The organism is Pseudomonas graminis (assembly GCF_013201545.1).
Lineage (GTDB): Bacteria > Pseudomonadota > Gammaproteobacteria > Pseudomonadales > Pseudomonadaceae > Aquipseudomonas.
The window spans coordinates 1,793,526-1,807,278 of the sequence record NZ_CP053746.1; the positions used below are offsets into that span (position 1 = coordinate 1,793,526).

Annotated in this window: 10 protein-coding genes; 3 read left to right on the forward strand and 7 right to left on the reverse strand. The window is 61.5% G+C overall.

Features of this window, described 5'->3' with window-relative positions; translation table 11 throughout:
- Positions 1-17: 17 nt before the first annotated feature.
- The 4 genes from FX982_RS08155 to rep form a co-directional block, all read right to left on the reverse strand.
- Complete coding sequence (locus FX982_RS08155) at positions 18-833, reverse strand: sulfite exporter TauE/SafE family protein (RefSeq protein ID WP_172610278.1); 816 nt, start codon at positions 831-833, stop codon at positions 18-20.
- 83 nt (positions 834-916) lie between these two features.
- Positions 917-1,801, reverse strand: coding sequence for an MBL fold metallo-hydrolase (locus FX982_RS08160; RefSeq protein ID WP_172610279.1), 885 nt, complete (start codon positions 1,799-1,801; stop codon positions 917-919).
- A gap of 190 nt (positions 1,802-1,991) precedes the next feature.
- Complete coding sequence (locus FX982_RS08165) at positions 1,992-2,561, reverse strand: xanthine phosphoribosyltransferase (RefSeq protein WP_074892657.1); 570 nt, start codon at positions 2,559-2,561, stop codon at positions 1,992-1,994.
- A 39-nt stretch (positions 2,562-2,600) separates the two neighbouring features.
- The gene (rep, locus tag FX982_RS08170; RefSeq protein ID WP_122534146.1) at positions 2,601-4,610 is read right to left on the reverse strand and encodes a DNA helicase Rep; all 2,010 of its coding nucleotides are present in this window, start codon (positions 4,608-4,610) and stop codon (positions 2,601-2,603) included.
- A 201-nt stretch (positions 4,611-4,811) separates the two neighbouring features.
- Here rep and FX982_RS08175 point away from each other — a divergent pair, with 201 nt between their 5' ends.
- Positions 4,812-6,482, forward strand: coding sequence for a putative bifunctional diguanylate cyclase/phosphodiesterase (locus tag FX982_RS08175; RefSeq protein ID WP_172610280.1), 1,671 nt, complete (start codon positions 4,812-4,814; stop codon positions 6,480-6,482).
- A gap of 180 nt (positions 6,483-6,662) precedes the next feature.
- On the opposite strand, the gene FX982_RS08180 is transcribed toward FX982_RS08175, so the two are convergent.
- On the reverse strand, positions 6,663-8,045 hold the full coding sequence (locus tag FX982_RS08180; RefSeq protein WP_172610281.1) for a NorM family multidrug efflux MATE transporter: 1,383 nt from the start codon (positions 8,043-8,045) through the stop codon (positions 6,663-6,665).
- Positions 8,046-8,209: 164 nt separating this feature from the next.
- Between FX982_RS08180 and FX982_RS08185 the strand changes: the two genes are divergently transcribed.
- Both FX982_RS08185 and FX982_RS08190 read left to right on the forward strand, forming a co-directional pair.
- Complete coding sequence (locus FX982_RS08185) at positions 8,210-9,130, forward strand: LysR substrate-binding domain-containing protein (protein ID WP_133773820.1); 921 nt, start codon at positions 8,210-8,212, stop codon at positions 9,128-9,130.
- A 218-nt stretch (positions 9,131-9,348) separates the two neighbouring features.
- Positions 9,349-11,325: a methyl-accepting chemotaxis protein gene (locus FX982_RS08190; RefSeq protein ID WP_172610282.1), complete on the forward strand. Its 1,977-nt coding sequence runs from the start codon at positions 9,349-9,351 to the stop codon at positions 11,323-11,325.
- Between the two features lie 265 nt (positions 11,326-11,590).
- Here FX982_RS08190 and FX982_RS08195 read toward each other — a convergent pair whose 3' ends face one another.
- Both FX982_RS08195 and FX982_RS08200 read right to left on the reverse strand, forming a co-directional pair.
- Positions 11,591-13,084 (reverse strand): YifB family Mg chelatase-like AAA ATPase, encoded by a 1,494-nt coding sequence (locus FX982_RS08195; RefSeq protein ID WP_172610283.1) that lies wholly within the window; start codon positions 13,082-13,084, stop codon positions 11,591-11,593.
- 202 nt (positions 13,085-13,286) lie between these two features.
- Complete coding sequence (locus FX982_RS08200; protein ID WP_172610284.1) at positions 13,287-13,571, reverse strand: accessory factor UbiK family protein; 285 nt, start codon at positions 13,569-13,571, stop codon at positions 13,287-13,289.
- Between the last annotated feature and the right edge of the window lie 182 nt (positions 13,572-13,753).

Below are 13,753 nucleotides of genomic sequence, written 5' to 3' on the forward strand. Positions count from 1 at the left end.
TTACGAGCTACACCCGCTCAGCCGAGGGTTTTGATCACCAGCAATACAGCGGCGAAAAAGCCGCTGACCGCAAACAACTGCTGCAACCTCGGGCCGGCGAGGTAGCGGCTGATCTGCCTGCCGGCCATCAGTCCGGCGACGGCCCCGGCGGCGAACGGAAGCCCTACTGACCAATGCATCGCGCCGCTGATGCTGGCCGTGATCACGCTGCCGGTGGAGACCAGTGCGATCACCGCCAGCGACGTGGCGACGATGCTCTTCATCTCAAGGTCGGTGTATCGGGTCAAGGCGGGCACGATGACAAAGCCGCCACCCACACCGAGCAATCCGGACAACAGCCCGGCCAATGCGCCGGTCGCCGCCAGGGAACGTGCGCAAGGCAGGGTCCAGCGCAGCCGACCCACCAGCGGATTGACCACGCAGGGCCTGAACGCGCCTCGCTCTGGCGGCTCTCCATGGCGCAGTTCGTGAGCGGCTTTGCGGTAGATCCGCGCGCAGACATAAAACAGAAGCAGGGCAAACCCCAACGCCAGCGGCGCATTGGGCAGTTGATGCGCCAGCCAAAGGCCTACCGGCGACAGCGCAATACCAATGATCGCAATGAAGATGGCCGCGCGGTAGCGGACGATGCCTTGGCGCAGCCCAAGCGCTGCACCGACGGCCGAAGCCAGCCCGACGGCCAGAAGGCCTACCGGCGCGGCTTCGATCATTGTCAGGCCAAGCCCGAAAACCAGCAGCGGCACTGCGAGAATGCCGCCACCCGCGCCCGTCAATCCCAATACAGCGCCAATGATCGTACCGAGGCCGGCTCCGATCAGTTCGTGTTCATTCATCGTAAGGGAGCAAGTTCCGTGGGGGCTGTCAGGAGGTGGCTGTTCAGTGTGTGAGCGCGCCTGAGCGGCGCGCTGTGCAGACATTACAGCGCATTGATCGGAACTTTCAGGTAGCGCACGCCATTATCTTCCGCCTCTGGCAGGTTGCCGCCGCGCATGTTGATCTGCACCGAAGGCAGGATCAGCACGGGCATGTCGAGGGTGGCATCGCGCTTCTCGCGCATCTCGACAAAAGCGTCCTCGGCAATGCCTTCGCGCACGTGGATGTTGCTGGCGCGTTGCTCGGCGACGGTGGTCATGAACATCAATTCACGGCCGTTGGGCAGATAGTCGTGGCACATGAACAGGCGCGTTTGTGGCGGCAGGCTGAGAATCCGGCCAACCGAGCGAAACAGCGTGCGCGCATCGGCACCGGGGAAGTCGCAACGGGCGGTGCCGTAGTCGGGCATGAACAGCGTATCGCCGACAAACGCCACGGCTTCATTGCCAGCCTCGATCACGTACGTCATGCATGCCGGCGTATGGCCGGGGGTATGCATGGCTCGGGCCTGCAGCGTCCCGATCTGAAAATGCGCGTCATCTTCCAGCAGCCGGTCGAACTGGCTGCCGTCCCGGGCAAAGTCACCTTTGGCGTTGAACAGCGTGCCGAAGACTTTTTGCACGCGGGTGATGTGGCTGCCAATCGCAACGGTGCCGCCGAGCTGTTCTTTCAGGTAGGCCGCCGCCGAGACGTGATCGGCGTGGACGTGGGTTTCCAGAATCCACTGCACCGACACGCCCAGCTCGCGAACCCTGTCGATCAGCCTGTCTGCGGACTGCGTGCTGGTGCGCCCGGATTTCGGGTTGTAATCCAGCACGCTGTCGATCAACGCGGCTTGAAGCGTGGAGCGGTCAATGACCAGGTAACTGATGGTCGAGGTCTGCGGATCGAAAAACGCCTCTACGCTCAGTTTTTCGCCAATTTCCATAACGTGTCTCCTGTTCTACTGACCGCACGAAATCTGTGGGAGTCGAGCCTGCTCGCGAAGGGGTCGGTACATTCACCGTAACCTCTGCGCCTGATAGCCCGTATTCATGAGCAAGCTCACTTCCACGGGGTTGCGTATTTGCAGGCCTAAAGCGCGGTATCAGCTGCGCTACCCCCAAGGTGAATCTGGATCAAACGAACGTCACAACGCCATCTTTCAGCGACTGCACGCGCGCCAGTGACTCTACACGATAGCCCTGACCGTCCAGTTCGGCGCGGCCGCCCTGGAACGACTTCTCGATCACGATACCCAGGCCGGCGACCGTTGCGCCCGCTTGCTTGATGATCGAGATCAGCGCCTGGGACGCCTTACCGTTGGCCAGGAAGTCGTCAATGATCAGCACCCGATCGCTGCTGTTCAAGTGACGGGTAGAAATGGCGATGGTGCTTTCGGTCTGCTTGGTGAACGAGTAAACCGACGCGGAAAACATGTTTTCAGTGAGGGTCAGCGACTGATGCTTGCGCGCGAAGATCACCGGAACGCCCATCTTCAAACCGGTCATGACCGCAGGGGCGATACCCGACGCCTCAATGGTGACGATTTTTGTGATGCCCGAGTCGGCAAACAGCGTGGCGAATTCGTCGCCGATCTGCTGCATCAACACCGGGTCGATCTGATGGTTGAGAAACGCGTCGACCTTCAATACCTGATCGGAAAGCACGATGCCTTCGTCGCGAATTTTCTTGTGCAGTGCTTCCACGTGTGTGGTCCTCAGAGCGCGATGTGCGCGAAATGAACGTTATCTTTTCAGCATGGCGCGTATGTCCGCCAGGGCTGTGTTGCCGCGTACGGCTTTGACTTCGACGGGCGTGTCATCGTTGCCTTCCCAGGCGAGATCGTCCGGCGGCAGTTCGTCGAGGAACCGGCTCGGCAGGCAGTCGATGATTTCGCCGTACTGCTTGCGCTTGGCCGCAAAGGTGAACGCCAACGTCTGCCGCGCGCGGGTGATGCCCACGTAGGCCAGGCGGCGTTCTTCTTCGATGGTGTCGGCCTCGATGCTGGAACGGTGCGGGAGGATTTCCTCTTCCATGCCCATGATGAACACGTACGGAAACTCCAGCCCTTTGGAGGCGTGCAGGGTCATCATCTGCACGCCTTCAGCGCCGTCTTCCTCTTCCTGCTGACGTTCGAGCATGTCGCGCAGGACCAGTTTGCCGATGGCCTCCTCGATGGTCATGCCGCCTTCTTCGTCTTTCTCCAGCGTGTTCTTCAGCGCCTCGATCAGGAACCACACGTTGCCCATGCGGTAGTCGGCGGCCTTGTCGCTGGAGCTGTTCTGACGAATCCAGTTTTCGTAATCGATGTCCATGACCATGCTGCGCAAAGCGGCAATCGGGTCCTGCGTCGCGCATTGCTGGCGCACGCCGTCCATCCAGTGCTTGAAGCGTCTGAGGCGGTCGGTGAAGCGTGCGTCCAGATGTTCGCCCAGGCCGATCTCGTCGGTGGCGGCGTACATCGACACCTTGCGCTCGGTCGAGTAGTTGCCCAGCTTTTCAAGGGTGGTCGAGCCGATTTCGCGACGCGGCACGTTGATCACGCGCAGGAAAGCGTTGTCGTCGTCCGGGTTCACCAACAGGCGGAAATAGGCCATCAGGTCTTTCACTTCCTGGCGGCCGAAGAAGCTGTTGCCCCCGGACAGCCGGTACGGAATCTGATGGTGCTGTAGCTTCAGCTCGATCAACTTGGCCTGATAGTTACCGCGATAGAGAATCGCGAAATCGCTGTAAGGCCGGTCGGTGCGCAGGTGCAGGCTAAGAATTTCGATGGCCACGCGCTCGGCTTCGGCGTCTTCGTTCTTGCAGCGAATCACGCGGATTTCGTCGCCGTGGCCCATCTCGCTCCAGAGTTGTTTCTCGAACGCGTGGGGGTTGTTGGCGATGAGCACGTTGGCGCAGCGCAGAATACGGCTGGTGGAGCGGTAGTTCTGCTCCAGCATCACCACTTTCAACGACGGGTAATCGTCCTTGAGCAGCATCAGGTTTTCCGGCCGCGCGCCACGCCAGGCGTAGATCGACTGGTCGTCGTCACCCACAACGGTGAACTGGCAGCGCGTGCCGATGAGCATTTTGACCAGCAGGTACTGGCTGGCGTTGGTGTCCTGGTATTCGTCGACGAGCAGGTAGCGCACTTTGTGCTGCCACTTTTCCAGAATGTCGGCGTGCTCTTCGAACAGCTTCACCGGCAGCAGAATCAGGTCGTCGAAATCCACCGCGTTGTACGCCTTGAGCGTGCGCTGGTAGTGGCTGTAGACGATGGCGGCGGTCTGCTCCTTGGGGTTGCGCGAATTGGCAAGGGCCTCGGGCGGCAGGATCAGTTCGTTTTTCCAGGCGCCGATCATGTTCTTGATCTCGTCGACGCCGTCGTCGCCCGAGTACTCCTTCTGCATGATGTCGGTCATCAGCGCCTTGACGTCGGTCTCGTCGAAGATCGAGAACCCGGGCTTGTAGCCCAGACGGGCGTGTTCCTTGCGGATGATGTTCAGGCCCAGGTTGTGAAACGTCGAAACGGTCAGGCCGCGTCCTTCGCCAGCGCGCAAGAGGGTTCCGACACGCTCTTTCATCTCCCGCGCTGCCTTGTTGGTAAAGGTCATGGCGACGATGTACTGGGCTCGGATGCCGCAGTTCTGGATGAGGTGGGCAATCTTGCGTGTGATCACGCTGGTCTTGCCGGAGCCAGCGCCGGCGAGCACCAAAAGAGGGCCGCCGACGTAGTTCACGGCTTCCTGTTGCCGGGGATTGAGTCGGGACATGGGGAAAAATGGGGCTGCCTGGAAAAGGGCGGGCATTTTAACAGGGTCAGCGGATTGTGCAGCCACCGTCCGACCCTATGATGCGCCGCGCTATCTATATTTCGCCGTTTTGTTACATTTGCGTATTGCGGATGATTCTCGCGTTTGACGACCCTCATTCGAGGGTGCGCCAAGGTCTTTACGTTTGTGTGGGGAGTTAGCTTGTCTACGCCTGTCGAACCCTTGCGTTTGCTGCTTTTGGCGGACTCGCCCGAATGGCCGGCATCGTTGCGCGAGTGCCTGGCGCCGCTCGGAGACGCCGCTGTCCTTGACTGCGCGTCGAGCTGGGGCGCTGTTGGCCATCAAGCAGACCTCGCAATCCCCGGAATCCTTTTCACTACTGAAGCCCTTCAGCCCGCGGCCGGCCAATGCAACTGGCCCACCGTATTGCTTTTTGACACAGAGCCGGAGGAAGAGCCCGTCGGTGTCAGCGACTGGCTGGTGCGCGACGCGCTCACTCCGCAGGCCTTGCGCCGCTGTCTGCGTCATGTGCGCGAACGGGGCGTGCTGGAAACCACACTCAATCGCCTCGCCGAGCAAGATCCCCTCACCGGCATCGCCAACCGACAGGGCTTCCAGACGCTGTTGGCTGCCCGGCTCGCCGAGTTCGACGGCCGAGGTCTGGCGCTGGGGCATCTGGACCTGGACAACTTTCGCCGAGCCAATGACGCGCTGGGCCATCAGGCGGGGGATCGGCTGATCCTGCAAGTGGTCGCCCGGCTGAAGAGCCAGCTGGAGGCATGCGATCAACTGGCGCGACTGGGCAGCGATGAATTCGCTCTGCTGATCGACACACGACGCGCTCCAGAACGGGCGGAGTCCATCGCCGAGCGCATTACCGAAGCCTTGTCCGAACCGTATTGGGTCGACGGCGAAAGCCTGTTGATCGGCTGCAGCCTTGGCATCGCTTATGCGCGCCTTAACGGCGGCGCCGATCCGTTGATGTGGCACGCGCACATCGCCATGCAGCAGGCCAAGGGCACTCAGGGCTGCACCTTTCATGTCTTCAACGAACGCATCAACCGCAATGCCCGCAGTCTCGCCGATCTGGAAAGTGAGCTGCGACGGGCCTTGCGTCGCGATGAGCTAGAGCTGCATTACCAGCCACGCCTGTGCCTGAATACCGGGCACATCCTGGGACTGGAGGCACTGGTGCGATGGCGCCACGCCGAACGCGGTTTGCTACCGCCGAGCGAGTTCGTGCCGCTGGCCGAGCAAAGCGGGCTAATCGTGCCGCTGGGCTATTGGGTCATCGCCCGTGCCCTGCGCGACATGCAGGCCCTGCGCGAAAAAGGCGTGCCGCCGCTGCACATGGCGATCAACCTGTCGTTCCGCCAGTTTCAGGACAACCAGCTGCTTGCGACGCTCAGCCGCTTGATCGCCGACCGCGGCATTGACGCGCAATGGCTGGAATTTGAACTGACCGAAACAGCCGTCATGCGCCGCAGTGACTTGGTCAAACAGACCATGGACGCGCTGGGACGCCTGGGTGTGCGCTTCTCGCTGGACGATTTCGGCACCGGGTTTTCATCCTTCGTTCACCTCAACAGCCTGCCGATCACGCTGCTGAAGATCGACAAGAGCTTCGTTGGCGAAATGGAGCAGCGTGAGGAAAACCGCAAGCTGGTCCACGCGATGATCAACCTGGCCCACAACCTCAGCCTCGAAGTGGTGGCCGAAGGTGTCGAAACTCCTGAGCAACTGGCATTGCTGCGCAGCTTCAATTGCGATCAGGCTCAGGGCTTTTTGATCAGCCACCCGCTGGCATTGCCGGAGCTGATGGAGTATCTGGCGATGGATCAGAGCAAAGGGATTGCGCTGCAGAGCCAGTGAGCGGCGGCTCGTTCTTTGAACACACCTCGGAGTGATTCTGTAGGAGTGAGCTTGCTCGCGAATGCATGGGGTCAGCCGACATGGATGTCACAGACCCACCGCCTTCGCGACCGTCGTAACCTCCGATTGCTCCTACAGTTGGGTTTGTGACCGCCCCGGATTGTGAATACCCGCAGAGGCCTATCCCATCACCACAACGCCGGTCGCCTCTTTGCGCAGCAGCCGCGCGGTCTTGCGCTCGAATGCCCAGGTCAGTGCGACCGCTGAGCAGAGCAGGCCGATCGCCAATCCCCACCACACGCCCACCGCGCCCTGGTTCGCCAGAAACCCGAGGCCCCACGCCAACGGCGCGCCGACCACCCAGTAGCTCGCCAGTCCGATCAGGAATGTGGTCTTGGCGTCCTTGAACCCCCGGATCGCACCCATGGCAATGGTCTGCGTGCCGTCGAGAATCTCGAACCATGCTGCGATCGCCAGCAGCTTCACCGCCAGCTCGACCACACCCTGGTATTTCGGATCGTTGACGTCCACGAACAAACCGATGACGGCGTGGGGTGCAACCCAGAACAGAATGCCGAACGACAGCATCAGCAGCCCGCCGAAACCAATCCCCATGCGTCCGGCGGTGCGCGCCAGCAACAGATTCCCTGCGCCGTAGTGCAAACCGATGCGCATGGTCACCGCGTAGGAAATCCCGACCGGGACCATGAACGCCATCGATACCGATTGCAGGGCGATCTGGTGCGCGGCCATCTGGGTACTGCCCATGGCGCCCATGCAGAACGCCGCAAAGGTAAACAGGCCGACTTCCACCGCATACGTACCGCCGATGGGCAGGCCCAGACGCCACAGCTCTTTCAGGCAGCTGCGTGAAAGTTTCATCAGTTCTTTGTGAAGGGGATACGCCGCGTAGGCGCTGTGATAACGAATGTGCAGCGCAAGCGCCAAGGCCATGGCGTTGGTGACAATAGCGGTGACCAGGCCAATGCCCATCAGGCCCCAGTGCGGCAGGCCGAACAGCCCGTGGATGAACGCATAATTGAGCCCGAAGTTCAGGGCCACGCCCACCAGACTGATCACCATTACCGGGGTGGCACGCCCCAGTGCGCTGGTGAAACCGCGCAGGGCCATGAAGCTCAGCAGGCCAGGCAGCGCCAATGGCAGCGTGATCAGGAACTCACTGGCCATGTGTACGTTAGCCTCGTCCTGACCGAAGTGCAGCAGGATCGGCTCAAGGTTCCACAGGATCAGCGCAGCAATCAACGCCATGCCCCACGCCAGCCACAAACCGGCCTGGGTCAGGCGGGTGACGCCGGCGTGATCATTCGCGCCCTTGCGGATCGCGACCAGTGTACCGACCGCTGCCATGACACCGACGCAGAAGAACGACACGAAGTTGTAGCTCGCCGCGCCCAGCCCGCCACCGGCGAGGGATTCCGGGCCCAACTTGCCCATCATCACGGTGTCGGTGAATACCATCAGCATGTGCGCCATCTGCGAAGCAATCAGCGGCCCGGCCAGACGCAGGATGATCCACAGTTCTTTGAAGGCGTGCTGGTGCATGGTCTTTGCGCTCGGGTTGCGGGTGTTGGCAGGCCGGTCATTGTGGGGATTCAGCCAGGGATGCACAAAGGGATAAATAAGATCACTCGCATGAGTAAAACTCATCCTGCCATTTTTGCAGTAGAGTGACCGGAGTCGTCCGGCCGCCTCAGGAATCCCCGCTGATGTCTCGCACTCTTCCGCCTCTGTATGCCCTGCGCGCATTTGAAGCCGCTGCGCGACACAGCTCGTTCACGCGCGCCGCTGAAGAGCTGTCGATCACCCAGAGTGCGGTCAGTCGGCATATCCGCACGCTGGAAGAGCATTTTGCCTGCCGTCTGTTTCGCCGCAATGGTCGCAACCTGCAGCTCACCGAGGCCGCACGGGAATTGCTCCCGGGCGTACGTGAAGGATTTTCTGCCCTGGAGCGAGCGTGCAGCGCGCTGATGGCGGAGGAGGGCATTTTGCGCATGAAGGCTCCTTCGACCCTGACTATGCGCTGGCTGCTGGCGCGGCTGAGTCGTTTTCGCCACTTGCAAGTGGGTAACGAAGTGCAACTGACCAGCGCCTGGATGGACATCGACAGCGTCGACTTCACCCAGGAGCCGTTCGATTGCGCGGTGTTGCTCAGCCATGGGCATTTCCCGCCGGAATGGGAGGCGACGTATCTATTCCCGGAATGGCTGATTCCCGTGGGCGCGCCGACCCTGCTGGATGACGCGCCGTGGGATGCCGAGCGACTGGCCGGCGCCGAACTGCTGCACCCCACGCCTGACCGTCGCGACTGGCGCCGATGGCTGGAGCGCATGGACTTGTCTGACCGGGTCTCGCTCAAGGGCGGGCAGGTATTCGACACGCTTGAGTTGGGCATGATCGCGGCGGCCCGGGGTTACGGCGTTTCCATGGGCGATCTGCTGATGGTGGCGGAGGACGTTGCTCAGGGAAGACTCAGCCTGCCCTGGCGTACGGCGGTGGTCAGCGGCGAGAACTATTACCTGGTATGGCCCAAGACTCGACCGGGCGGTGAGCGTATGCGCCGGCTCAGTGACTTTTTGCAGGGTGAAGTGCAGGCGATGGAGCTGCCGGACGTGACGATTCTGGAGTAAGCCGCAGAGCGCAGGCTTATTGAAAAAGGGCGCCGAGACTGTCAGAAAAGGAAATAATTCCGTCCATAAAGGGGGTTGGACTCAAGTATTTCTTTTGTCGGCCGAAGGTGTAATGCAGAGCCGGTTCACCTCAATCGGTTCATCGATCCCCTCTATTAGATTCGTCCGAATGGTGTTCCTGAGATCAGGACGGTCCAGTCGTTCGGCAAGGAGCTCCAATGTCTCAGCCTCGCGCCCGAATTGCCTCGCAACTCGGCATCGCCCTGGCCGTTATTCTGGCCGTCGTCATCAGCGGCAGTACGCTATTCGCCTTGCGCTCTCTGGACTCGGCTAACCTGGTCATTCGCGAAGAGCACATGAGCAGCGAAGCCCGGTTGCTGGCCGACCAGTTGAACACGTTCCACAGCACGCTGCGTGACAGCACCCAGCGTTTAAGCGGCCTGTTCGAAAAGCGCTTTTCGGGCGGTTTGAGCGTCCAGGCCGATCAACAGATCGCGGTTGCGGGCGTGCAGACTCCTGCGCTGCTGCTGAACGGTACGGCATTGAACAACGACTTCACGGAAGTCGATGATTTCAAGAAAATGACGGCCGGCGTGGCGACGGTCTTTGTGCGCAGCGGCGACGACTTCGTGCGCGTCAGCACATCCCTGAGCAAGCAGGACGGCTCACGCGCCCTCGGTACCTCGCTGGATCACAAACATCCCGCCTACGACAAGCTGCTCGCCGGCCAGGGATACGTCGGTCGCGCGCTGTTGTTCGATCGCTTGTACATGACTCAATACAGCCCGGTGCGTGACGCCAGCGGTAAGGTCATCGCCGTGCTGTTTGTCGGTTTCGACTACACCGACGCGCAGAAAGCGCAGTTCGACAACCTGAAAAACTTCCGCATCGGCTCCACCGGCTCGCTGGCTCTACTCGACGAGCAGAGCAAATGGCTGGTGGCACCAGCGGGCGTGAAGGATCTGGATCAGGCAAGCACCACCCTGGCCGAGTTCGCCAAGACGCCAGGCGTTGGGCGGTTCTGGCAGGACGCCGGTGAAGACTTCTACACCGTCGGCGAGAAGTTTGCCGGCGGCCCGTGGACGGTTCTGGCGACGATGCCCAAGGATGAAATCAGCGCAGTGACCTGGAGCGTCGGCACGCAACTGGCCATCGGCAGCCTGCTGGCGATGCTGATCGCTGTCGCTGCCGCAATCTGGCTGCTGCGCAGCAAGCTGCGGCCGCTGTCGGCGTTGGTGAGTCAGGCCGAAGCCCTGGGTGCCGGTGATTTGAGCGCGCGTCTGAACGTTTCCAGCCATGACGAAATTGGTCAGCTGGCGGGTAGCTTCAACAAGATGGGTCAGGCGCTGGAAACCATGGTGTCCCACATCCGCACAGCAGCGCTGGAAGTCAGCAGTCGTGCCAACGCGTTGTCCGGTCTGTCGGGCGGTGCTTATGAAGGGATGGAGCAGCAATCCGGCGAAATCACCAGTATGGCCGGCGCGGTGGAGGAGTTCAGCGCCACGGCCCTGACCATCGCCGACAACATGGGCACCACCGAGCGCATGGCCCAGGGCAATGCCCAGCAGACGCGTATCGGTCGTACGTCCATGGAGGAGGCATCGGCCTCGCTGGAGCAAATTGCAGGCTCGCTGAGCAGCACCGCGACGGTGATCGATACCTTGGGCCAGCGCTCGCAGGAGATTGGCGGGATTGTCAGCGTCATCACGTCGATTGCCGAGCAGACCAACCTTCTGGCCCTCAATGCCGCCATTGAGGCAGCACGCGCTGGTGAGCAAGGCCGTGGTTTTGCGGTGGTAGCGGATGAAGTCCGCAGCCTGGCATCTCGTACGCGCCAAGCCACCGACGAAATCTCCGGCATGATCAGCAGCATCCAGCAAGAGACCAGCAATGCGATCAACACCATGCAGCAAGGCAACGCGCTGATGCAGGAAGGCCTGTCGCGCAACGCCAAAGTCGCCGCAGCCCTGGCCCAGATCGACGAACAAAGCCGATCGGCTGGTGAGCAATTCACTTCCATCACCACCGCGACCCAGGAGCAGAGCAACACGGCAACGCTGCTCAGCGCCAACCTGCAAAGCATCGCCCTGGCGAACAGCGAGCAACGCGAAGTCGTGTCCAACCTGGCGATCACGGCTCAAGAGCTGAACGCGGTGGCAGCTGACTTGCAGAAGGAAGTGGATCGGTTTCGGTGAGGCTGGAGCGTTTCAGAATCGCCAGAGCGGAGCAGTGTTGGAGTGAGCAAACTCACTCTCATCAAGCAACACCGCAGATGGATCTGGCGATACACGCGTTGTGGGAGTGAGCTTGCTCGCGAAGAGGCAAGAACATCTGCTAAATAATCAGCGGTTGAGATGCCGCCTTCGTGAGCAAGCTCACTCCCGCACGTGTTGTACATGCTGCGCGACAGCGCGGTGCTGAACGACAGGGTATCTCCCGCCGTGGCATAGGTAGTCGGTTTTAATTCGTCGAAGGCCGATACTGCAGCGCCTCGGCGATGTGGCATCGGGCGATGGCGTCCACCTTCTCCAGATCAGCGAGCGTGCGCGCCACTTTCAGCAGGCGGTGGGCAGCGCGCAGGGACAGGTTCAGGCGTTCACACGCATTCTCGAGCCAGGCTTCGTCTTCCGGCAGCAACGCGCAGTGTTGACGCAGCGCAGGCAGGTCAAGAAAGGCGTTGGCACAGCCCTGGCGCCGTTGTTGGCGTTGTCGGGCTTCGGAGACCACTTCCGCTGCGCTGGCGCTTTCACCCTTGCTGTCTGCAGTGGCGGCCAAGGAGGTCGTTTCCCGAGCGACCGTCAGATGCAGGTCGATCCGGTCGAGCAGCGGTCCGGACAGCTTGTTGCGATAGCGCTGAATCTGATCGGTTGAGCAGCGGCAGCGCCCGGTCGGCTCGCCGTGATAACCACACGGGCAGGGGTTCATCGCGGCGACCAGTTGAAAGCGCGCCGGAAAGCGCACCCGATCCCGCGCGCGGGAAATGACGATGTGGCCGGATTCAAGGGGTTCGCGCAGCACCTCCAGCACCCGCCGATCAAATTCCGGAAGTTCGTCCAGAAACAGCACACCGTGGTGCGCCAGGGTGATCTCGCCAGGTTGCGGGCGACTGCCACCCCCGACCAACGCAGGACCCGATGCAGAGTGATGGGGTTGCCGAAAAGGGCGCTGGGGCCAACTGGTCAGCGGCGCATGACTGGCGACCGACTGAATCGCCGCCACCTCCAGCGCTTCGAGTTCATCCAGCGGCGGCAACAGCCCTGGCAAACGGCTGGCGAGCAGCGTTTTGCCGGTGCCGGGGGGACCGCTGAAAAGCAGGTTATGCGCGCCGGCCGCGGCCACCAGCAACGCGCGTTTGGCAGCGGTCTGGCCTTGCACCTCACTCAAGTCGGGATAAGGCTGCGTCTGCAGAATCAGGCCGTTGGATTTATAGGGCGGGATAACCGTGTCCCCATTCAAGTGTGACACCAGCTCCAGCAGATGACTGACCGCGATTACTTTCAAGCCTGACGCCAGACACGCTTCCTCGGCATTCACTGCCGGCACGATCAGCGTATGCCCTGCTTCCCGCGCAGCAAGCGCCGCCGGGAGCACGCCCTGCACGGGCCGAATCGCACCCGACAACGCCAGTTCCCCCAGACATTCGATGCCCTCCAACGCAAGCGTCGGCACCTGCGCACTGGCGGCGAGCAAGCCAAGTGCGATGGCGACATCGAAGCGCCCGCCGTCCTTGGGCAAATCGGCAGGGGCGAGATTCAGGGTGATCCGCCGCGCCGGGAATTCCAGCCGACAGTTGAGGATTGCGCTGCGCACCCGGTCCTTACTCTCCTTGACCGCGCCCTCCGGCAGACCCACCAGCGTCAGGCTGGGCAGCCCGTTGGCGAGATGGGTTTCGACGGTCACGGCAGGCGCTTCAACGCCAACCTGGGCACGGCTCAGAACGATCGCGAGGGACATGTCTTTCCTTGAAGGCAGCACCGCTTCCTGCGGCGAGCTGAAGGATAGTCATTGCCCTGGCGCGTGGGCGGAGGCATGTTTTTCGGGGTGTGTATCGATGGGCAGGGGCACAGGAGGATAGGTCGATGGCCACGTTGGAGGCCATCAAAGCCCAGGTTCAGCGCATTGCGCACTGCGCCTGAGCACCCGCAGGGTTAAACGCTTAACCTTGTGGCTCGGCCCCTGGCGCTTTCGGCTGCGTCGCCAACTGCGCTTCCATCTCTGCCATCTTCGCTTCCAGTGCCTCAAGACGGGCGCGGGTACGGGCGAGGACGATCATCTGGCTGTCGAATTCTTCCCGGCTGACCAAATCCAGCTTGCTAAAACCGCTCTGCAGCAGCGCCTTGAACTGGGTTTCGAATTCGCTGCGGGGAACCGGGGTTTCGCCGTTGAACAGGCGGGACGCGTGGCCGCTCAGGGCGTCGAGAAAGGCTTTAGGGGCGAGCATGATGAAACTCCAGAATCAGAGGGCGCGAGTGTAGCACGCAGCTTTCGACCGTCCGCCACGCGCAACGCTCTGCACGCTTTTCGCGCATCGCCTCGGGCACACGCGCACCGTTGTTGTGCGGCGATGGCAATCGACGACTACGCTGAAGCGTGAATTAACGGGCCAAGTGCCGAAATTCACGC